The organism is Anaerobacillus sp. 63XJN7_5_ISO-PGPR-S23-430 (genome assembly GCF_056173695.1).
Window position 1 is genome coordinate 4,030,820 of sequence record NZ_CM149686.1, and the last position, 21,743, is coordinate 4,052,562.

At 42.9% G+C, this 21,743-nt stretch carries 24 protein-coding genes; 5 read left to right on the forward strand and 19 right to left on the reverse strand.

Annotation, left to right across the window (positions count from 1 at the left end; genetic code table 11):
* Window positions 1-15 precede the first annotated feature (15 nt).
* The 7 genes from AC0VYJ_RS20730 to AC0VYJ_RS20760 all read right to left on the reverse strand — a co-directional run bounded on the left by AC0VYJ_RS20730 (window position 16) and on the right by AC0VYJ_RS20760 (window position 4,880).
* Complete coding sequence (locus AC0VYJ_RS20730) at window positions 16-384, reverse strand: ATP synthase subunit I (RefSeq protein WP_194218383.1); 369 nt, start codon at window positions 382-384, stop codon at window positions 16-18.
* Window positions 385-615 (reverse strand): AtpZ/AtpI family protein, encoded by a 231-nt coding sequence (locus AC0VYJ_RS20735; RefSeq protein ID WP_475366149.1) that lies wholly within the window; start codon window positions 613-615, stop codon window positions 385-387.
* A gap of 378 nt (window positions 616-993) precedes the next feature.
* Entirely contained in the window at window positions 994-1,623 is a 630-nt protein-coding gene (upp, locus tag AC0VYJ_RS20740; protein ID WP_159786319.1) for a uracil phosphoribosyltransferase, read from the reverse strand.
* A 209-nt stretch (window positions 1,624-1,832) separates the two neighbouring features.
* Window positions 1,833-3,080 (reverse strand): serine hydroxymethyltransferase, encoded by a 1,248-nt coding sequence (gene glyA, locus AC0VYJ_RS20745; RefSeq protein WP_194218381.1) that lies wholly within the window; start codon window positions 3,078-3,080, stop codon window positions 1,833-1,835.
* A gap of 137 nt (window positions 3,081-3,217) precedes the next feature.
* Entirely contained in the window at window positions 3,218-3,790 is a 573-nt protein-coding gene (locus AC0VYJ_RS20750) for a TIGR01440 family protein (RefSeq protein WP_276511787.1), read from the reverse strand.
* 14 nt (window positions 3,791-3,804) lie between these two features.
* Window positions 3,805-4,248 (reverse strand): ribose 5-phosphate isomerase B, encoded by a 444-nt coding sequence (gene rpiB, locus AC0VYJ_RS20755; protein WP_283153341.1) that lies wholly within the window; start codon window positions 4,246-4,248, stop codon window positions 3,805-3,807.
* Between the two features lie 2 nt (window positions 4,249-4,250).
* Window positions 4,251-4,880, reverse strand: a complete 630-nt coding sequence (locus AC0VYJ_RS20760) for a low molecular weight protein arginine phosphatase (RefSeq protein ID WP_242057271.1) — start codon at window positions 4,878-4,880, stop codon at window positions 4,251-4,253.
* 154 nt (window positions 4,881-5,034) lie between these two features.
* Between AC0VYJ_RS20760 and hflK the strand changes: the two genes are divergently transcribed.
* Both hflK and hflC read left to right on the forward strand, forming a co-directional pair.
* Window positions 5,035-6,000 (forward strand): FtsH protease activity modulator HflK, encoded by a 966-nt coding sequence (gene hflK, locus AC0VYJ_RS20765; protein WP_194218378.1) that lies wholly within the window; start codon window positions 5,035-5,037, stop codon window positions 5,998-6,000.
* The gene (gene hflC / locus AC0VYJ_RS20770; RefSeq protein ID WP_194218377.1) at window positions 5,993-6,922 is read left to right on the forward strand and encodes a protease modulator HflC; all 930 of its coding nucleotides are present in this window, start codon (window positions 5,993-5,995) and stop codon (window positions 6,920-6,922) included. The genes hflK and hflC overlap by 8 nt, the downstream gene beginning before the upstream one ends.
* A gap of 110 nt (window positions 6,923-7,032) precedes the next feature.
* Here hflC and AC0VYJ_RS20775 read toward each other — a convergent pair whose 3' ends face one another.
* On the reverse strand, window positions 7,033-7,590 hold the full coding sequence (locus AC0VYJ_RS20775) for a manganese efflux pump MntP (RefSeq protein ID WP_475366150.1): 558 nt from the start codon (window positions 7,588-7,590) through the stop codon (window positions 7,033-7,035).
* A gap of 143 nt (window positions 7,591-7,733) precedes the next feature.
* Between AC0VYJ_RS20775 and AC0VYJ_RS20780 the strand changes: the two genes are divergently transcribed.
* Entirely contained in the window at window positions 7,734-8,000 is a 267-nt protein-coding gene (locus AC0VYJ_RS20780; RefSeq protein ID WP_194218375.1) for a DUF2533 family protein, read from the forward strand.
* A 214-nt stretch (window positions 8,001-8,214) separates the two neighbouring features.
* Window positions 8,215-9,873, forward strand: coding sequence for an IS1182 family transposase (locus tag AC0VYJ_RS20785; protein WP_475366151.1), 1,659 nt, complete (start codon window positions 8,215-8,217; stop codon window positions 9,871-9,873).
* A 25-nt stretch (window positions 9,874-9,898) separates the two neighbouring features.
* Here the strand turns inward: AC0VYJ_RS20785 and AC0VYJ_RS20790 are convergent, their stop codons facing one another.
* From AC0VYJ_RS20790 to prfA, 5 genes are all read right to left on the reverse strand, one after another.
* A complete protein-coding gene (locus AC0VYJ_RS20790) occupies window positions 9,899-10,939 on the reverse strand; it encodes an L-threonylcarbamoyladenylate synthase (protein ID WP_475367533.1) in 1,041 nt (346 codons plus the stop codon).
* A gap of 188 nt (window positions 10,940-11,127) precedes the next feature.
* Window positions 11,128-11,559, reverse strand: coding sequence for a GNAT family N-acetyltransferase (locus tag AC0VYJ_RS20795; RefSeq protein ID WP_226615742.1), 432 nt, complete (start codon window positions 11,557-11,559; stop codon window positions 11,128-11,130).
* Between the two features lie 84 nt (window positions 11,560-11,643).
* The gene (gene spoIIR, locus AC0VYJ_RS20800) at window positions 11,644-12,249 is read right to left on the reverse strand and encodes a stage II sporulation protein R (protein WP_194218373.1); all 606 of its coding nucleotides are present in this window, start codon (window positions 12,247-12,249) and stop codon (window positions 11,644-11,646) included.
* Window positions 12,250-12,342: 93 nt separating this feature from the next.
* Entirely contained in the window at window positions 12,343-13,191 is an 849-nt protein-coding gene (prmC, locus tag AC0VYJ_RS20805; protein ID WP_475366152.1) for a peptide chain release factor N(5)-glutamine methyltransferase, read from the reverse strand.
* A gap of 4 nt (window positions 13,192-13,195) precedes the next feature.
* Window positions 13,196-14,266, reverse strand: a complete 1,071-nt coding sequence (prfA, locus tag AC0VYJ_RS20810) for a peptide chain release factor 1 (protein ID WP_194218371.1) — start codon at window positions 14,264-14,266, stop codon at window positions 13,196-13,198.
* 148 nt (window positions 14,267-14,414) lie between these two features.
* On the opposite strand from prfA, the gene AC0VYJ_RS20815 reads away from it, so the two are divergent.
* Window positions 14,415-15,749 carry a CoA-disulfide reductase gene (locus tag AC0VYJ_RS20815; RefSeq protein ID WP_475366153.1) on the forward strand — a complete coding sequence of 445 codons (1,335 nt, stop codon included), beginning with the start codon at window positions 14,415-14,417 and terminating at the stop codon, window positions 15,747-15,749.
* A 32-nt stretch (window positions 15,750-15,781) separates the two neighbouring features.
* Here AC0VYJ_RS20815 and AC0VYJ_RS20820 read toward each other — a convergent pair whose 3' ends face one another.
* From AC0VYJ_RS20820 to AC0VYJ_RS20845, 6 genes are all read right to left on the reverse strand, one after another.
* Window positions 15,782-16,156 carry a hypothetical protein gene (locus AC0VYJ_RS20820; protein WP_475366154.1) on the reverse strand — a complete coding sequence of 125 codons (375 nt, stop codon included), beginning with the start codon at window positions 16,154-16,156 and terminating at the stop codon, window positions 15,782-15,784.
* A gap of 120 nt (window positions 16,157-16,276) precedes the next feature.
* Window positions 16,277-16,894: a thymidine kinase gene (locus tag AC0VYJ_RS20825; protein ID WP_194218368.1), complete on the reverse strand. Its 618-nt coding sequence runs from the start codon at window positions 16,892-16,894 to the stop codon at window positions 16,277-16,279.
* A gap of 308 nt (window positions 16,895-17,202) precedes the next feature.
* A complete protein-coding gene (gene rpmE, locus AC0VYJ_RS20830) occupies window positions 17,203-17,409 on the reverse strand; it encodes a 50S ribosomal protein L31 (protein WP_303532428.1) in 207 nt (68 codons plus the stop codon).
* A 150-nt stretch (window positions 17,410-17,559) separates the two neighbouring features.
* Window positions 17,560-18,825: a transcription termination factor Rho gene (gene rho / locus AC0VYJ_RS20835; RefSeq protein WP_194218366.1), complete on the reverse strand. Its 1,266-nt coding sequence runs from the start codon at window positions 18,823-18,825 to the stop codon at window positions 17,560-17,562.
* Between the two features lie 504 nt (window positions 18,826-19,329).
* A complete protein-coding gene (gene glpX / locus AC0VYJ_RS20840) occupies window positions 19,330-20,298 on the reverse strand; it encodes a class II fructose-bisphosphatase (protein WP_194218365.1) in 969 nt (322 codons plus the stop codon).
* A gap of 93 nt (window positions 20,299-20,391) precedes the next feature.
* On the reverse strand, window positions 20,392-21,681 hold the full coding sequence (locus tag AC0VYJ_RS20845) for a UDP-N-acetylglucosamine 1-carboxyvinyltransferase (RefSeq protein ID WP_194218364.1): 1,290 nt from the start codon (window positions 21,679-21,681) through the stop codon (window positions 20,392-20,394).
* Window positions 21,682-21,743: the final 62 nt, after the last annotated feature.

The following is a 21,743-nucleotide window of genomic DNA, read 5'->3' on the forward strand; positions in this document are numbered from 1 at the left end:
TTTTCACCTCTCTTCCTACTTAAAGCGTATTTTGGATATTGAATCTATGAGAATGATAATGTAGGTGATCATTAACCCAATTACCACACCTAGCAAGCTGAAGTGTTCCGGATATCTTGTTGCAATTGCAACGGCTAGTCCAGCAACGGCCAGTCTCGTTAAAAAACCGAGTGACTTTGCCTTCTTACCCTCTGCAGCCGCTTCACCAAGACGATTAATCTTTCGGAACATATTGAATAGGTTGTAAATACTGAAAATAGTGCCAAGAATTAACCCGAGGAATAATGCTTTATATGAGGTAATTCCCCAACCCATCACGAAAATGGCGAGCAAATACAGGGTGAGTTGCATGTAACGGCGGAAACTTTGAGTATATTCTGTCATCTAATCTTCCCCTGTAAACTTATGTAGAAGACGAACCAATCCATAAATCCCTCCGCCCAAACCGAGCAAAAGGCCAATAATAAGAAAAAGTGGAAAGGTGTCGAATAGGCTGTCCATCCACTTGCCTAGGAACACCCCAGTAAGGATCGATCCAACTAGATAAGATAGAATGGTTGTATAGAGTGCCATCGCCTTCAAATCAAGCGCCCCTTTGCTATAAAGGTGAGTCATTGAAAAGCATATTTTGAGCAAATGAAAACCTTATCACTATACCCTTTGTAAGTCTACAATAGGGTGTACTTGATGTCAATGCGTTTAGGGGAAATGGTGTGATCAAATTCACAAATAGAAAAACACTCAAAAAACCCAGTAATACCAAGGATAGTAACGCTTACACGAGCAGAGATGTGTTATTTAGACGAAACAGGGAATCATTCCCTATTAAATACAGCGGAATTTGTCACCTTTTTTTCACATTTGTCGTCATCCGCACATTATTTCACCGATTCATTGAACCATTCTTGACCTTTCAGACACTCCTCTTAAATCGTGTTTCCTTACTTCCAATCAAAAAACCCCTTCCGTTTAGGGAAGAGGTTTTGGAATCCTTTATTTCGTTCCGTATAAGCGGTCTCCTGCATCACCAAGACCTGGAACAATGTATCCTTTTTCGTTTAGCTTCTCATCAAGACCAGCAATGTAAATATCAACGTCAGGGTGAGCTTCGTTCAGAAGTTCCACGCCTTCAGGTGCTGCGATCAGACACATCATTTTGATGTTTTTAGCTCCGCGCTTTTTAAGGGAGTTGATGGCTTCAACAGCTGAACCGCCTGTTGCAAGCATTGGGTCGATCACGATAAATTCGCGCTCTTCAATGTCAGCAGGAAGTTTCACGTAGTATTCTACAGGCTGAAGCGTTTCAGGGTCGCGATATAGCCCTACGTGTCCAACTTTTGCAGCTGGGATTAGTTTCAGAATGCCGTCTGTCATGCCAAGACCGGCTCTTAGAATTGGAACAAGTCCAAGCTTCTTACCAGAGAGAACTTTTGATTTCGCTTCTGTTACAGGTGTTTTCACCATCACTTCTTCAGTCGGAAGTTCTCTTGTAATTTCATAAGCCATAAGTGCTGCCACTTCGTCTACAAGTTCACGGAACTCCTTCGTTCCTGTTTTCTCATCACGAATGTATGTAAGCTTATGCTGAATCAACGGATGATCGAACACGTATACTTTACCCATCGTATGCACTCCCCTTTTCGTTTTGGTTTCGTTCCTAAATCTTCTTCGCAATTCTACATAAAAACACGGTTTGATTCAAGGCTTTATAAGATGATGAAATATTCACGCTCTTCCTATTAAGTTAGCAAGACTCTTTCTTGGTGTCGATTCGTCGTTTTTTCTCTATAAAAACGCCGGAAGTTCATAGGCTCCCGGCGTGTACATCTATATTAGTAGGAAATACTTTCGTACATTGGAAATTTATCCGTAAGTTCCTGAACACGTTTCTCTGCTTTTTGAAGCTCGTCTTCGTTCTCATGATGCTTCAATACGTCACCAATAATACTAGCGATTTCTTCCATCTCTGCTTCACCAAAGCCGCGTGAGGTAACAGCTGCTGTTCCAATACGGAGACCGCTCGTTACGAAAGGACTTTGTGGATCAAAAGGAATCGTATTCTTGTTTGTTGTAATCCCGATATCATCAAGTGCTTTTTCAGCTACTTTCCCTGTCATATCAAGACTCTGTAGATCTAGAAGAACAAGGTGATTATCGGTACCATTAGAAACAAGATTAATCCCCTCTTTTTCAAGTGCTGAAGCGAGTTTCTTCGCATTCGCAATCACTTTTTCGGAGTAAGTTTTAAACTCTTCAGAAAGTGCTTCACCAAATGCTACGGCTTTCGCTGCAATCACATGCATCAACGGACCGCCTTGAATTCCTGGGAAAATAGACTTATCAATTTTCTTCGCGAATTCTTCTTTACAAAGAATCATTCCTCCACGAGGTCCACGAAGGGTTTTATGTGTTGTTGTTGTAACGAAATGAGCATGTGGTACAGGGTTTGGATGATGACCTGTCGCCACAAGACCAGCGATATGAGCCATGTCGACCATAAGGTAAGCATCCACTTCATCCGCAATTTCACGGAAACGTTTGAAATCAATTTCGCGTGGATAAGCACTTGCACCTGCTACAATTAATTTCGGACGATGGGTTTTGGCTTTCTCAAGAACGTCATCATAGTCAATACGCTGTGATTCTTTATCTACACCATACTCGACGAAGTTATATTGCACGCCACTGAAATTAACAGGGCTTCCGTGTGTAAGATGGCCACCATGAGAAAGGTTCATTCCGAGAACAGTATCTCCCTGCTCAAGAATCGTGAAATAAACAGCCATGTTCGCCTGTGCCCCTGAGTGAGGTTGAACATTCACATGCTCCGCGCCAAAGAGCTGCTTCGCACGGTCTCTTGCAATATTTTCAGCGACATCGACATATTCACAGCCACCATAGTAACGACGACCGGGATAGCCTTCCGCGTACTTGTTCGTTAGTACTGATCCTTGCGCCTCCATAACGGCTTCTGATACAAAATTCTCTGATGCGATAAGTTCAATCTTGCTGCGCTGTCTACCAAGCTCGTCTTTCATTGCCTGTAAAAGTTCTTGATCCTGCTTTGCTAGGTTTTGCATTGATATCCCCTTTCCATCCCACACATATTTCCATTCGTCAACACGAACAGTTGTGATGCAATCTCGATTGCATTGTACCACAGAAGTTTGGATCCGTATATTACTTAAACGAACTAATTTATTGTTCGGTTTTGAGGCTAAAAGCAATGCTCATTTTTCCCAAGATATGAGGCGCGTTCTCCCCCAATGAGCTTCGGTCTTGAGCGAACCATTGTTAAGTGAGCTTCACCTATTGACGTGTGCCTACCTCGAACTGGTACTGCCACATGCCTGATGTGCATACCAATAAACGTATCGCCAATATCGATTCCTGCGTCCGCTGAAATAAACTCAACGAGAACTGGATCATTCATTTGAGCATAAGCATGCGTCGCCATCGAACCGCCTGCTCTCGCAGTCGGGATAGCCGCTACAATTTCATAACCCTTGTCATAAGCCGTTTCTCGCTCAACGACAAGCGCTCGATTTAAATGCTCACAACATTGAAAAGCAAGCTGAACACCTGTTTCTTTTTGAAACACATCAATACTTTCATAAATAGCCTCCGCTGCCGAAACGGTCCCAGCAGTCCCAATGCGCTGACCGATCACTTCGCTAGAGCTCATCCCAATGACGAGCAAGTGACGATCTGTCAGACGGGCATCTTTCTGAAGGTCTGAGAGCGCTTCAAGCGTATGCCGAGTAATTTGACGCGCTGTTTGTTCATCCACAGGTAACGCCCCCCTTATTCTTTTACTTCGTATTCTGTAATTTTGCCGACTCTTCTAGCATGGCGTCCTGCTTCATAGTCGGTTTCAAGCCAGACCTTGGCAATCTCCGTGGCAAGGCCAGGGCCAATGATACGTTCGCCCATCGCAAGAACATTGGAATCGTTGTGTAGTCTAGTCGCTTTCGCACTAAAAAGATCATGTACGAGCGCACATCGGATACCATTGACTTTATTTGCTGCAATCGACATTCCAATCCCTGTTCCGCAAATCAATATGCCGCGATCCGCTTCTCCTGAAGCTACTTTTTCTGCGACAGGAATCGCATAATCGGGGTAGTCCACGGAATCGTGACAATCACACCCAAGATCGATGACCTCCATACCAAGCTCCTGAATTACTTTGATGATGTCACCCTTAATGTTAACGCCCGCATGATCTGCACCTATGGCTACTTTCATTCTTACCCCTCCATGTCTTCTTGACGGATCCGTTCCATCATTTGCTCAATCGCTGTCTCAATTTCTGTATAAGTTGTTCGATACTGTTCTATTGTACCGCCAAATGGATCGGATATATCCATTGAAGGCAAACCTTGTTCAAGCGCTTGCAATTCTCCAAGATCTTTTTTCATTTCCGCTTCGAATTGATTGCGCTTCTGCTGTTCATCTTCTCCTGTAACGTTTTGAATCTCATGATGAAAAGCCGCTCGCTTCATTTCAATCTCAGCCGCTTTCTCTTGATAAGAATCGTATTTCTTCTCATCTTCTGTTGCTGCATATTCTTTTAATGTATAAACCTTATCAGCTAGCTCTGGAAAATCACGAAGTACAAGTGCTTTGTGACTACTAGTCATCGTAAGAAGGAGATCGCTCCATTCTGCTAACTGTCGATCTAGCATTTTTGCCGTATGGGCAAATGGAACATTTTTCTCTTCTAGAAGTATTTCAACCTGACGACTCGCAGGAGCACCGTTCGCTGCAAAAACACCTGCTGATTTCGCTTCAACTTCTTTGCTTTTATTTTTTAGAATCACTTCCGCCATTGGACTGCGGCATGTGTTACCTGTGCATACAAATAAAACTCTCACCATGTCCACTTCCCTTCTCCTCCTATTATGAGAGATGAAGGGGGATAAATCCACCCTCTATCGCCCAACCGTTATTGTGAAAAAATATGGGAATTACGAAACCTTTTTGTTATCTGCACGTAATACTTGTTATAAGAAAATCGAGGGGGGAAGTTAGATGTCACAAAGAAAAATTGTCATCCTGTCAGGTGCGGTTGTTCTATTTCTTATCCTGGGGGTCATTCTAGTTACAAGCTGGTATACAGTGGATGAATCAGAGCAAGCTGTCATTATGACATTTGGGAAAGTAGATGAAGAAATAAGCGAGGCTGGTCTTCATTTTAAACTGCCATGGCCGATCCAACAGGTGGATATTTTACCAAGAGAGACGTTCAGCTTAACGTTTGGATATGATGAGGAAGATGGAGAAATTGTGGATTTTCCAGAGGAAACAAAAATGGTAACTGGAGATGAAAACATCGTACTCGCCGACCTGGTTGTGCAATGGCGAATTACGAATCCTAAACAATATTTGTACTACTCTGATGAACCGAAAGAAATTCTCTATAATGCTACATCCGCTTCATTAAGAGGTGTGATCGGTAGCTCAGAAATAGACGAAGCCCTTACGTCAGGTAAAGCGGAAATCGAAGGAAATGTTCGCGATATTCTCACCCAATTAATTGATCGTTACGAAATAGGAATTTCCATTCTTGATGTGAAGCTTCAAGACGTTGAACTGCCAAATGATGAAGTACGTAAAGCGTTCACAAACGTCGTCGATGCCCGTGAACAAAAAGAAACGACAATCTACGGTGCGAAGAAATACAAAAACCAGGAGCTCAATGTTGTAGAAGGTCAAAAGGATGCTCGTATTTCGAAAGCTGAGGGTGAAAAGGCTCAGCGAATCGAGCAAGCCCGTGGTGACGTTGCTACCTTCAATGCTCTTTATAATGAATATAAAACCAATCCTGATATTACAAGACAGCGCCTTGTGTTAGAGACGTTAGAAGAAGTTCTTCCTGATACGAAAATTTACATTACCGACGAAGGTGGAGACACCGTCAAATACTTACCGATTCAGCCAGCAAAAGAAAAAACAGCTGAAACCCCAAAGCCAAAGGAGAGTGAAAAGAATGAGTGAGAACGTTTTTAATATGGATGAACACCGGCGTAAGATGAGTCCTAGAAAAATTGTAAAAACCGCAATACTTATCGTTCTCCTTCTCATTATGATTGGCGGGCTTTTCAGCACACTATTTGTTGTAAAGGAAGGCGAGTACAAGGTCATTCGTCAATTTGGTGACGTCGTTAAAATCGAAACAGAACCCGGACTAAAATTTAAAGTACCGTTCATTCAGTCAGTTACGACGCTACCAAAGTATCAAATGCTTTACGATGTCAATCCAGAGGAAATTACAACGAAAGATAAAAAGAGGATGACTGTGGATAACTACGCCGTTTGGTCTGTCAGCGATCCACAAGATATGATCACTAATGCACGAACAATTGAAAATGCCGAAGCGAAAATGGGTGAATTTATTTTCTCAGTCATCCGATCTGAGCTCGGTCAGCTTGAATATGAGGAAATCATAAACGAAGAGAAATCTAACCGTGGTAGCTTCAACGATAACGTTCGGGAGCGAGTAAATGAACTCCTCGATCGCGATGCGTACGGCATTCAGGTAACGGATGTGCGCATGAAGCGCACCGACCTCCCTGACGCAAACGAACAGTCCGTTTTCCAGCGAATGATTTCAGAGCGTGAATCCAAAGCACAGGAGTATTTATCTCAAGGTGACGCGGATTCCGATCGAATCAAGGCGGAAACAGATAAAGAGGTCGATACCATAATTGCTAAAGCAGATGCCGATGCGGAAGAAATTCGCGCAGAGGGAGAATCTGAAGCGGCTAAAATCTACAACAAAGCATTTAGTAAAGATCCTGAATTCTACGAGCTTTATCGCACGCTTGAGTCGTATAAAACGACTTTGAACGACGAAACAGTGATCATGCTCCCAGCAAACTCTCCTTATGCGAGGCTTTTACAGGGGATAACGGAGTAATTCAGCTTATCTTAAGCTTCAGGGAGGGTGTCCGCAAGTACCTTAGCCTTCCCTGGAGCTTTTTATTGGCTGAAATTTGGATTTATTGGCCAAACACACTTAACTGCACATTACAAAATCAAAAGCTTCAGCCCAAACCCAAATAGTATGCAACCGCCGAGAAGTTCGCTGTACGAGCCGATCCAGCTCTGAAATTTCCGACCCATCATTAAGCCTGACCACGTTAAGAGCATGCTAATAAGCCCAAATAATAAGATCGTGATAACCACTCTTGCACCGTAAATGCCAAGACTTAGCCCAACGGAAAAGCTATCAAGACTAACGCTTAAAGAAAAAATAAGTAAACCAAACCCCACTGGAGTGACAAATGGTTTATCGCTCGATGAAAGTGATGATAGTCCCATTTGAATACCTAGTAAAAGCAATAGACCGCCGCCGATCATTGTTGCAATCGTGCCAAAATGCTCGGAAAGCACGCGCCCGATGATCATACCGGCAAGTGGCATCCCCATATGAAATAGTCCGATCACAACGCCGATTTTGGCAATTTGGCGAAGCCGGAGCGGGATCATACCCATGCCTAGTCCAACTGAAAAAGCATCCATGCCGAGAGCAAATGCCATTATACTTAACGTTGCGAGCTCACCAATTAATGCAGTGGAAAACATTTCATCTCCTCCCGGGACGTGCTATTCAACTTTTATGCACGTCCTCTTGAAAATAGAAGGGAAAGGAGGAATAATAGGTTAAGAAGGGCTCGTTAAGGGTAATGTTCTAGTATGGAATGAGCCGAAATGGAGGAACTAATTAGATGAGCGTTCACAAAGGTATTTCAAATCAGCTTAATGAAAAAAATCGTGAAATTAAATTGTTTATTCAGTTAGATAAAGAGCGCGAAGCAGCGATTGCTCATGCTGTTGAACAATGTGAAGCGAACAAATCTTATACAACTGAACGGATCAATGAACTTTCACTTCAAATTAATGAACTTGCTAAACAAGGAAGTATCCCTACACGAACTTACGTAACAACGAAAATGGTAGAAGAGTTTGTGGAAAAGAAACGCAATAATAATTAGCCTCGATGAAAAAGAGGCTGGGACAAAACCCGGTAAATTAAAAAAAGAGTGAGGCTGGGACAAAACCCGGTAAATTAAAAAAAGAGTGGCCCGCGAACAACGTAGTTGTTCGCGGGCCACTCTTTTTATGTTTTTCATCTCATTTTAATAAGAAAATAAGGACACCATCTGATAAAATTAAAGTTACCACACAATAACCATCGGAGGTGCCCTTATGTTTAAAGAGTATAACATGAATCAAGTGATTTTACCTATGGATTTAGGAATGAAACTTCAAGAAAATGATATTGCCTATGCCGTTCACGACCTGGTCGAACAGATTCCAGATGAAGCTTTCTCACGTTTTTTACGCGATACAGGACGTCCCTCTTATCATCCACGTATGATGATGAAAGTGATTCTATGTGCGTACACGCAATCGGTTTTTTCAGGAAGAAAGATTGAAGCCCTTCTTTACGATAGCGTTCGCATGATGTGGTTGTCTCAAGGTTATGAACCGAGTTACCGTACGATCAATCGCTTCCGTGTCCATCCCGAAGCTATGGAGCTTCTTCGCGAGTGCTTCGTTCAGTTTCGATGTCATTTGGTTAAAGAAGAGGCGATTGATCAGGAAGCGATTTTTATTGATGGAACCAAAATTGAGGCGAACGCCAATAAATTTACGTTTGTTTGGCGCAAGTCTGTTGAAAGGTATAGTGCCAGTCTGATCGAAAAATCGAACCAAATGTATGATGAGTTGGTTGAAAACGAAATTATTCCTGAGATCAAGCGAGAAAATCCGGAACAACTCTCCATTGAAGAGCTTTTAAAAATCGAAGAAAAGCTGGAAGATAAGGTGGAGGAATTGAGTGAGAAGATTGACGCCAGTGAAGAGGTAAACGAGCGAAAAAAACTTCGGTCCGAGCGAAAAGGGCCGAAGCAATCCCTCAAGCAGTTGAAAGATATCGTAGGGCGCAAACAGAAATACGAGACCGACATGGCCATTTTCGAAGAACGCAACAGTTATTCGAAGACTGATCACGATGCCACTTTCATGCGCATGAAAGAAGATCACATGAAAAACGGTCAATTAAAAGCTGGTTACAATCTCCAAATTGCGACAGAAGGACAATATACGCTCGCTTACGATATCTTTCCAAACCCGACGGATACACGTACATTACGTCCCTTTCTCGACCATATCGAGAACGACTTTTTTACACTCCCTGACTATATCGTCGCCGATGCCGGTTATGGAAGCGAAGAAAATTATAAGGATGTTTTGAAGAATCGTGAGCGCAAGCCACTGATAACATACAGTACCTATCGCACCGAGAAAAAGAAGCGTTTCAAGCAGAATGAATTCAACACAGCCAACTGGGCCTACAACGAGGAAAGGGATTCGTTCATATGTCCGAACGGACAACAGTTGATGTTCCGTCACCTCTCTCATCGAACCGATCGTGGAGGTTTCACACGGGAATTCAGGGTTTATGAATGTGATGACTGTTCAGATTGTCCTCTTCGTTCGCAGTGTACCAAAGCGCAGGAAGGGAACAATCGCAAGATCTATTATAATGCCCAATGGGAAGAGCAAAAGAAAATCATTCGAGAACTGCTTTCAGAAGAAAAAACGGGAAAAATCTACGGTCAACGGAAAATTGACGTAGAACCAGTTTTTGGATTTCTGAAGGCTAATTTGGGTTTTACTCGAATGTCCGTTAGGGGCAAAGAAAAAGTCAAAAATGAATTAGGCTTTGCGCTCATGGCGGTGAACTTGAGAAAGTACACCGCCATGATTACCGACAAAGCTAAAAAGAATAGGAACAAACACGCCAAAAAAGGTCCCGTTCATCAAAAACCGATGAACGGGACCTTTTTTTCAGTAATTTAGGCTATTTATGTCCCAGCCTCTTTTACTATTCTTTCATCACACGATTGTTTGCAGCTTTTGATAGCCGGTTCATAACCGCTGCTCCTACTCCCTCATGTGTGAATATTTCGCTATAAATTTCATCCACATCGGATTCATCGAACTGCCTCAATACATCATAAAGACGATTCGCTACAGAAATAAGGTCATCTCTTGATCCACATGGAATGATGATATCTGCTTGATATAATGACTTTGATTCCTCTGTTGCCAGGATGCCTATTTTCAATCCTTCTGCTCTACGCTTGTCCACGATCGTTTGCAAATGCTTTTCTGAGCCATCCACAAGCGTAACAGGAGCTGTCGGTGCATAGTGTTTGTACTTTACACCAGGAGACTTTGGCTTTTGGCCATCATCACTTAATGCTGGATCAACCTTCACTTCGCCGACCACTTCTTCTAACTGCTCCTTCGTGACACCACCTGGACGGAGAATTGTCACGACATCTCCAGAACAGTCCACAACAGTAGACTCAAGACCAACACCAGTTGACCCTCCATCCACAATGCCAGCGATCCTTCCGCTCAAATCATGAATGACATGATCGGCTGACGTCGGACTTGGTTTGCCTGATAGATTCGCGCTTGGCGCTGCAAGAGGTAAGTTCGCAGCTTTTAATATGGCCAGTGCTACAGGGTGATTTGGCATGCGAATGGCTACCGTATCGAGTCCTGCTGTTACATTTCTAGCCACACTCTGTCCACCAGGTAAAACAATTGTTAGAGGTCCCGGCCAAAATGCATTCATCAGATCATCCGCTTGCTTCGGAATACTCGTTACTAACTTTTCCACATGTGGACGAGAGGCAACGTGCACAATAAGCGGATTATCTGCAGGTCGTCCCTTCGCTTGGAAAATTTTTGCGACGGCTTCTTCAGATAAAGCATTCCCACCAAGCCCATAGACCGTCTCAGTAGGAAAAGCAACGACTTCATTTTGTTTTAAACATTCTGCTGCTTCCGCAATTTGTGGATAACTTTTTTCGCTATCCACATTTTCATCCACATACCAAACATTTGTGTGGATACCTTCCATGTTATACACCTTCTTATATCATAAATACTAATAAGCCCGGTTATTTCGGGGAGATATGTGATCTTTCCACAGGATTCTACACGATTCGTAAAAACGCTTCCTTCGTCTTATTACGCTAATATCCACATTGTGTGGATAAGGAATGCTTATTTTGTGTATAACCTTGTTGATGAGATCCCCTACGTTAACCGTTTTCTCATAATCACTCGCTGATCTGAATGATTTGTAAATAACTCATTTGTCTTCAACGTTGTTGGGATATTTTCTACAGGAATTGTCGAGAAACCGAAAACTTGAAAGAAAAAGGATTCTTCTTTTGACGTAAGGTATAACTCGTCCAATTGGTTTTTCTTCGCCAATTGAATCACCTGATCAAAGAAACGTAGCAAACGCTCTGAGGTGGATTCGGAGCTGTTTAAGACGAGAGCTCTAAGTAAACCTGCATTACCAAACGTTTCAAGGGCAATGACACCGAATAGCTCCTTCTCTTCTGATTCTGCGATAAGGAAGGACTCAATCTTAGGTAGCCCGTCCACTTCGAGTCCAGAGCGTTTCACAAAATCCCAAACTGCGGCGACATCTTCAGTAGTTGCTTTTCTAACTAGAAACAATTGAATCTTCCTCCTTCAAATTCTTTTTTGAGCACAATACCGTTCTGTTATGGTCTTATGCTTTGAAGGAGGAAAATAGACCTTTTAACTGAAAATCCCTTTAAACCATTCAACAATCGTATCAATAATTTTGACGAGGAAGAATTCAACTTCTACTTCTTCAGATGGTTCTTCCACTACATCACTTTCAGCTTGGACGGCATCACCATTTGAGAAATCAAGAAAGCAAAGCGGTGGAAACAATACGCACCACCAGTTATCCCCAAGTCCTTCCCCAATCGTAATGAGCACAGCTTCATAATCACCTGCTGGATACACGAAGTCGCCATAAAGCTTCGTTGGAAAAGCCACTTCTCCGAACGTAACGGAAAAAGATTCACGACTACCGATCATTTCTAATTGCTTGCTTACGATGGCTTCAATCTCGGCTAGACGACTTTTAATCACATGACGAGATTCTTCAATAGAAGTTAGATCAGCAACCCATTCATTAATCGATTCATTGACTTCATCACGAATGCTGCGTTTCACGGTTTGATCTTCATTGCTATTGCTATTGGCTAAAATGCGAAGACGAATCGCTTCGTCTGGAATAACCTGTTGATTTGCTGTTACTATTCCCGAACTCTGGAGACTTGAAGCAAGAATAAAAAATGAGATTAATAGATTAATAAGTCCTCTTTGATTCATCTTGTATCCCGTCCCTTCTAGCTCTCATTCTGGCCAGAATCGAACGTTTTAAACGTAGAACTCTTCACCAGAATGCGAGTAGAATCGACAGGGTTATTTTACAACACCAAATACCATCCGTTCTTTCCCACTAATATCTTTCACAACTTCCACTTCAATGTCCTCACCAAAAGATGATTCAAGCATTGTAGCAACGGTTCTCGCCTGCTTTTCTCCTACTTCAAATCCAATTAATCCTGGAGACGAGATCAAACTAGGGAGACCTTCCGCAAGTCTTCGATAAAGCTCATATCCATCTTCTCCTCCAACGAGTGCCTGAATAGGTTCATGATCTCGAACCAACGGGTCAAGAGTTGCGTATTCTTCTTCAGAAATATACGGAGGATTTGAGACAACGATATCAAGCTTACGTCCTGCTAACGGCTGAAGTAGATCGCCATGAAGAAACGAGATTGGCGCCTTAAGCTGTCGCGCATTTTCCTTCGCAACTTCTAGAGCATCTTCAGAAATATCGACCGCAGTGACTTCTCGATTTTGAAGTTCAAGCGCTAGACTAATTGCAATTGCCCCACTTCCCGTTCCAATGTCAGCAATCGTTGCCTTTGTCGGATCAAGAAATAGCTTCTTCGCTCTTGTAAGGATGCCTTCCACAAGCTCTTCTGTTTCAGGTCTTGGAACGAGAACATGATGGTTGACCCGATACGTTCTACCATAGAACTCTTCCTTTTCGACAATGTGCTGAACAGGAATGCCGCTTGCATGCTCCTGGATTTTTGCTTCAAAACTTTCATAATCAGGCATTTCGTCTTGCATTCGAAGGAGCAATTCCGTTCTTGTTACATTTAACTCATGCTTAATCAGCCATTCAGCTGCTGACGCTTCACGTCCATGCTTCTCTAAAAAAGAAGAAGCCCATTTAAGGGCTTCGAATACAGTCTTCATAAGGTCACTCTCCAGCTTCTGCCATTAAGCGCGTTTGCTCTTCTGTAATTAGCGCATCAATGAACTCATCAAGCTTCCCTTGAAGAATCTGGTCAAGTTTCTGAATCGTTAAGTTAATTCTATGATCCGTCACGCGGTTTTGTGGGAAGTTATACGTACGGATTCGTTCAGAACGGTCGCCCGTTCCAACAGCGGATTTACGGTTATCGTCATACTCTTTCTGTGCTTCTTGTTGGAACTTATCATACACACGAGCACGAAGAACCTTCATCGCTTTTTCTTTGTTCTTAATTTGTGACTTCTCATCCTGACACGATACAACAACACCTGTTGGCGTATGGGTTAAGCGAACAGCTGACATCGTTGTATTAACACTTTGTCCACCTGGTCCACTTGAAGTAAATGTATCAACACGAATGTCTTTGTCATGGATTTCAACTTCCACTTCTTCCGCTTCAGGAAGCACGGCTACTGTGGCCGTAGACGTGTGAATACGTCCACCTGATTCTGTTGAAGGAACACGCTGCACTCGGTGTGCGCCGTTTTCATACTTCATTTTGGAATATGCGCCGGCACCGTTGATCATAAAGATAATTTCTTTATAACCACCTAGTTCTGTTGAACTATATTCGATGACTTCAGACTTCCAACCTTGCATTTCAGCAAAGCGGCTGTACATTTTGTACAAGTCACCAGCAAATAATGCGGCTTCGTCTCCACCCGCTGCTCCTCGAACTTCGATAATTACGTTCTTCTCATCGTTCGGATCTTTAGGAAGAAGTAGCACTCGTAAGCGCTCTGCATACTCTTCTTCTTGTGGTGTAAGCTCTGAAAGCTCTGCCTTCACCATTTCACGCATTTCTGCATCTTTTTCTTCCTCAAGCATCGCCTTCGCGTCTTGAATGCCTTCGAGAATTTCCTTATATTCACGATACACCTGAACGGTTTCCTCAAGGCTAGCTTGCTCTTTGGAATATTCGCGGAGTTTCGTCGTGTCATTAATGACTTCTGGATCACTCAACAACTGATTTAACTTATCATAACGTTCTTCTACAATTTCTAAACGGTCTAACAAGATCTTTCACCTCGTTTTCGTTGCATAACATTCTAATTATAGTATAGGACATTTCGCCAGTCAAAAGCAAAAATAGCTTTAACATCATTTTTTAAGGGTAAACTGAAAGTAGGCTAGACTGAACGATTAGGAAAGGGGCTGCTTATAGATGAAGTTTGTTATTATTGGCGGAGATGCGGCTGGTATGAGTGCAGCAATGCAAATTATTAGAAACGATGAGGAAGCGGAAGTTGTGACGCTCGAAAAGGGAGATATTTATTCGTATGGCCAATGCGGGCTACCTTATGTCATTAGCGGAAAAATTGAATCTACGGATAAACTGATTGCAAGATCCGTCGATACATTTCGAGAAAAGTATGGAATTGACGCACGTGTCTACCATGAGGTTACAAACGTTGATACTGAAAACAAAATTGTAAAAGGAATCAATTTAAAAACGAATGATCACTTTGAAGAAAATTACGATAAGCTCCTGATCGCTACAGGAGTAAGTCCTGTTAAACCAAACTGGGAAGGCATCGACCTTAACGGCATACATACATTAAAGACCATTCCCGATGCTGAAAAAGTGATAAAAGATCTTGATGATTCCGTACAAAATGTGGCGGTCATTGGCGGTGGATACATTGGACTTGAAATGGCCGAAACGTTCCGTGAACTCGGTAAAAATGTACGCATCATTGAGTTAGGACCGCACCTTGCCAGTATTTTTGATGACGATATGGCTAAGCTTATACACGAAGAAGCCAAGCAAAACAATGTTTCGGTTCATACAAATGAAGGCGTTCAGTCTTTCAAAGGGGATAAGCGCGTCAAAAAAATCGTGACTGACAAAGGAGAATATGATGCAGACCTTGTTCTCGTCTCAGTCGGCGTCAAACCGAATACTGGTTTCCTCAAAGAATGCGGTCTTCATACAACTTCTAACGGTGCTATTCAGGTGAACCGCTACATGCAAACAAGTAAAGAGGACGTATATGCAGCTGGAGACTGTGCAACCCATTATCATCGCATTAAAGAACGAGATGACTTTGTTCCTCTTGGCACAACGGCAAATAAGCAGGGGCGCATTGCTGGCCTTAACATGATTGGGCAACCAAATACATTTAAGGGGATTGTCGGCACTTCTGTTATTAAATTTTTCGGATTAACTCTTGGCCGCACAGGCCTTTCTACTAACGAAGCAAAAGAATTAAATTTACCATTCTCAAGCTGCTCAACCGAGGCAACTGACATTGCGGGTTACTACCCAGAAGCTCGTGAACTTTGCGTGAAAATTATTTTCCGAGATGATAACGAACGAATTATCGGTGGACAGTTTATTGGAAAGTACGGCGTTGATAAGCGAGTTGATGTGCTTGCAACGGCTCTTTACCACCAGATGACGCTTCATGACATTGAGGATCTTGATCTCGCATATGCTCCCCCTTACAATAGCGTTTGGGATCCATTGCAACAGGCAGCGCGACGCGCCCAGCACTAATAAAACAAAACAACCCTCTCGCATGAGAGGGTTTATCTTGCTCGTACATGAATTTTGTACCTCGGTACGGCTTGATAAATTTTAGCAGCGAGGTTTTTTTTCTGTTCATTTAAACTCGCTTCATTTTTATTGCTAAATTTCACATTGACCCACGCGTGATTTCCTGTAATTGAAACGACTCCAGCATCGAAACCTTCTGTCTCGACGACTTCACGAATCTTATCTTGATCGTCACTAATTGTTGGCTTATCAACACTCATATTGCGATAGGACTGAGGATTCAAGTTAATATCTGTGTTTAAATTCTGGCCTTCTCCCGCTTGTCCATCCGCCTCTGGTGGCTTTAATGGCGAACAAGCAGCTACAAGTAAAAGGAATGCAATCATCATAGTTGAAACCTTTCTCATCAGTCAGTCACCTCCTCGTTTTAAGGTGCCCAAAGATGACTGGTTAGATTCTCGTTCTCCTCTTCTATGGAAATGAAACCAGATGTTTTCGCGCATTAAAAAAAGCCCGGTTTCCCGGACTTATTTTGATATTTGCTGCTCTTTATTGTCTCGCGCCGTTGGTTTCCCTGGTACTTTGTGACAATGACGACAGCGTGGTTCATAGGATTCTGACGCACCAACAAGGATAATCGGATCCTCATAATGCGCGGGCTTCCCATCAATTAAACGCTGGGTACGGCTTGCTGGAGAACCACATACAACACAGATTGCTTGTAGCTTCGTAACTGATTCAGCAACCGTAAGAAGCTTAGGAACTTGCCCGAATGCTTCGCCGCGAAAATCCTGGTCGAGTCCTGCGACGATTACACGAACGCCTTCATCAGCAAGCTGCTGAGCCACATCTACGATTTCTTCATCAAAAAACTGTACTTCATCTACCGCAACCATATCTGTATCCTCTGAGACGCGGTCCAGGATCGCTTGTGAATGATCAACTGGGACAGCGATAACGGACATTCCATTATGAGACACAACAGATTCTTCGCTGTATCTATCATCAATTTTAGGCTTGAACACCTGGACTTTTTGCTTTGCATAAGTCGCTCGCTTCACTCGACGAATCAATTCTTCCGACTTTCCGGAAAACATACTTCCGCAAACAACCTCAATCCAGCCGCTGTGCTTCATGACATGCATTCAACCGCTTCTCCTTTCTCCAGCATAAGCATTAAAAAATGACTGATCAGCACAGTCTTTATTTTGCGTATACTTTCATCCAATTATTGATTTTAAACGTTTATAATTTCATCGGGTATGATCTCACTCATTGACTTACTCACTTGTAGGAAGAAACGAGTGAGCAAATTTATTTGCTCGAGCCGTTTCTTCCTACAAGTGCGGAGGTGAGTCAAAAATCTTCCCCTACCTTATAAAAAGTGCGTTGTTTCCACTAAGAATATTGAGTAAAAAAACAGGCAAGGAGTAAAAACTTGCCTGTTCTATCATTAACCTTTTAGGTTGTATTTTCTTCTAAACTTATCTACGCGTCCACCAGCGTCATTAAACTTCTGACGTCCAGTATAGAACGGGTGACATTCAGAGCAAACCTCTACGCTGACGCCGTCCTGTTTTGTAGATCCAGTTTCGAATTCGTTACCGCAAGCACATCTAACTTTGATGTTTTCATAACCAGGATGAATTGCTTGTTTCATGAATTTCATCTCCTTCCGCCCTGATTCCTGAGGAACCAGAGTTAAATGAAGCTAAAAGGCATTACCTTTTAGCTTCTGCACACATAGAAGTATTATAGCAGGGAGGTAGAGACAATGCAATTGATCATCCTGTGACGAAACAATCCCTAATTAGCGAGATGAACCGCTTTTTTCTTTCTCAAATAGATCGAAAAATTCTTTGTTTTCCTTTGTTTTCTTAAGGCGTTTCAAGAAATTATCAACGAATTCAAATGAGTCATCCATGCTCTTACGGATTGTCCAAAGCATTTCAAGCTGTTCTTTTGGAAGAAGTAGCTCTTCTTTACGCGTGCCAGAGCGACGAATATCAATCGCTGGGAAAACACGTCGTTCTGCAAGACGTCGATCAAGATGCAATTCCATGTTGCCTGTTCCTTTGAATTCTTCATAAATAACGTCATCCATACGAGAGCCTGTTTCCACAAGAGCTGTCGCTAAGATCGTCAAGCTTCCACCTTCTTCGATGTTTCTTGCCGCACCAAAGAATCGTTTTGGACGATGGAAAGCAGCAGGATCAATACCACCTGAAAGTGTACGTCCACTTGGAGGAATAACAAGGTTATAAGCACGAGCAAGACGTGTAATACTATCAAGAAGAATCACAACGTCTTTCTTATGCTCAACAAGACGCATAGCTCGCTCTAGCACAAGCTCAGCTACTTTTATGTGATTATCCGGTGTTTCATCAAAAGTTGAATGAACAACATCCCCATCAACAGAACGCTCGATATCCGTTACTTCCTCAGGACGCTCATCAATGAGAAGCACGATAAGTTCTGTGTCAGGATGATTCGTTGTAATGCTGTTAGCAATTTCTTTCAGCAACATTGTTTTCCCTGCTTTTGGGGGAGCTACGATTAAACCACGCTGTCCAAACCCGACAGGCGAGATCATATCAATGATACGCGTTGAAAGATTGCCTGATTTGTTCTCAAAGTTCATTCTCTTCTCAGGATACAGCGGCGTAAGCGCTGGGAAATGCACGCGTTCTTTAGAAGAATCAGGGTCTTCTCCATTTACTGCGGCTACGTGTAAGAGACCGTAGTAGCGCTCATTTTCTTTAGGGGGTCTTACTTTACCCGATACGCGATCACCGTTACGTAAATCGAATCGACGAATTTGTGAAGCGGAAATATAAATGTCTTCTGCACTAGCTGAGTAGTTAATCGGTCGTAGGAATCCAAATCCTTCAGAGGAAATAATCTCTAGAATACCTTCCATGAAAAGAAGGCCTGATTGTTCAGCCTGCGCTTTCAATATGGCAAATACAAGTTCTCGCTTATTCAACTTGCTATAATATGAGACTTTGTATAGTCTTGCCTGTTCGTATAGATCTTTTAACGTCATTTGTTCTAATTCTGATATATTTACTGCCATGTTGACACCACACTTTTTATATAATAATAGGTTTGACCCTAACGGCTGGAAAATGATATGAGTGCGCAAAGAGGTTTGCTTTCACAACGTAAGTACGTTGTATAGAGTTGACCAATTTGACGGTTGAGAAAATAAATAAAGAGAGAAAGAGTTTGTTGAGATCCTGTGAGAGGCTATCCATTCAGGCATCTCTTAAGTGAGAGTAGAGGAAGTGCACAACGAAGGTGTTGCTTAGCAATCGTTACTCTGATAATTCTCGGCTTGTTCGAGCGTCATCTTTGGCTCATGATCAACTTGCAAAAGAAAGCACGGCGAGTATAAGTACCTCTTCTCCACAGATCGAATGAGCCAGGATTAGTTTACTATCTATTTCGTTCACATTATAGTTTCGGTAACTAAACATACTAACAATAATACAGCACCTTATAGTTTTACCAGATTCCTTAGGAATATTCAACATGTAAAAACCAATGTTGCATGAGATCTCGCTTCCTTTATAGTGATTTAAGGTCGAATGACCAGATCAGGCTTCTTTTGTAAACTATGTTTTCCGTCGATGAAACGAACTGTTCCTGACTTTGCACGCATGACAACGGATTGCGTTGTACCAGAAGTTCCCTGGAACCTAACTCCCTTTAACAATTCACCATCAGTAACACCTGTCGCTGCAAAAATGGCGTCATCGCCCTTCACAAGATCTTCCATATGAAGAACGCGGGAGACGTCTTCAATTCCCATTTCTTTACACCTGTTTAATTCTTCCTCATTTTGCGGTAGCAGCTTACCCTGTATTTCTCCACCAAGGCATTTCAGTGCTACTGCAGCAAGGACACCCTCTGGTGCTCCACCAGATCCAAACAAAATATCGACGCCCGTATCATCAAACGCTGTGTTAATTGCTGCTGCTACATCTCCATCAGAAATAAGCTTAATTCTAGCTCCGGCAGAACGCACTTCTTCTATAATCTTTTCGTGGCGCTTACGGTCTAATATGACCGCCACGCAGTCTTCAATATTTTTTCCTTTTGCTTCAGCTACTGCTTTTAGATTCTCGTGTACGGAGGCATTAATATCGATTTTCCCTACTGCTTTTGGTCCAACTGCGATTTTGTCCATATACATGTCAGGAGCATGAAGAAGATTTCCGTGATCGGCTACCGCTAGAACAGCGAGGGCATTCCATGTTCCTGCCGCAACAATATTTGTTCCTTCTAAAGGATCGACAGCAACATCGACACGCGGACCATATCCAGTTCCAAGCTTTTCACCGATATAAAGCATTGGTGCTTCATCCATCTCGCCTTCCCCGATGACAACTGTTCCTTTCATCGGAACCGTATCAAAAACGTCACGCATAGCAGTCGTTGCAGCATCATCTGCTTCTTCTTTCTTGCCTCTTCCCATCCAACGCGCTGAAGCAAGCGCAGCTGCCTCGGTCACTCTAACAAGTTCCATCGATAAACTTCTTTCCATCATGCTTCCCCCTAAGTTTACACGATCTCTATTTTTTAAACGCTTACACGAAAAGATGACAGAATGGCGGTTTTCACCGCCTGTTCTGCATTCTTAAGAACTTTCCACTTCTTTAAGCTCTTCTTGATCTAATTTCTCACGCCAGACTCTCGCGCCAAGATTGCTCAGCTTTTCTACAAGTCGTTCATACCCACGATCGATGTGCTCAAGTCCTGAAACTTCCGTAACGCCTTCTGCCATTAATCCAGCAACGACAAGGGCCGCACCAGCTCTCAGATCAGAAGCACGTACCTTCGCACCTTGAAGCTTAACAGCTCCATTAATGATGGCAGAACGTCCTTCCACCTTCACATTCGCACCCATTCGGCGAAGTTCATCAATGTGCTTAAATCTTGCACCATAAATTGTATCGGTCACAATGCTACTACCCTCTGCGTTTGTTAAGAGCGATGTAAACGGCTGCTGTAAGTCTGTTGGGAAACCAGGATAGACGAGTGTCTTGAGGTCAACGCCTTTCCAGCCTTCGCGTGGTGAACGAATATAAACCTGGTCTTCATTCGTCTCTACCTTTACACCCATCTCACGCAGCTTTGCGATAAGTGACTCAAGATGTTGCGAGATGACATTATCGATGACGACTTCGTCTCCCATCGCCGCTGCCATAATCATGTAAGTGCCCGCCTCTATGCGGTCAGGTATGATCGAGTGGTAACAGCCACTTAGCTCGTCAACACCATCGATACGAATGACGTCTGTCCCTGCTCCTTTGATCTTCGCTCCCATACTAGATAACAGTGTGGCAACATCAATAATTTCTGGTTCTTTCGCTGCATTTTCAATGACTGTCCGTCCTTTTGCACGAACGGCTGCAAGCATAATATTAATCGTAGCTCCTACACTTACAACGTCAAGGTAAATACGGGCCCCTCTCAGTTCATCAGCACGAAGGTAAATCGCACCTTGCTCATTTGTTACTTTTGCACCAAGAGCTTCAAAGCCTTTAATATGCTGATCAATCGGACGCGGTCCAAGGTTACAACCGCCTGGAAGTCCGATAACCGCTTTATTAAAACGACCCAACATCGCACCCATCAAGTAATAAGAAGCACGAAGCTTCTTTACTTTTCCATTCGGCAGTGGCATGGCAATCATGTCCTGTGGATTCACAGTTAATGTATTTCCATCGAGCTCAGCTTGTCCTCCGATTTCCTCTAGTAAATCACGGAGAATTCCCACGTCAGAAATGTTCGGCAAATGATCAATTGTGACAGTGGAATCTGCTAGAATAGCCGCCGGAATTAATGCAACCGCACTATTTTTGGCGCCGCTCACTTGAACTGTACCGCTTAATCGGTGGCCTCCAGCGATCATCAACTTTTCCATAACGGTCTCCCTTCTTCGTCCGCATCTCATTCCTGTTCATGTTTCTGTCGAATTTTGATACT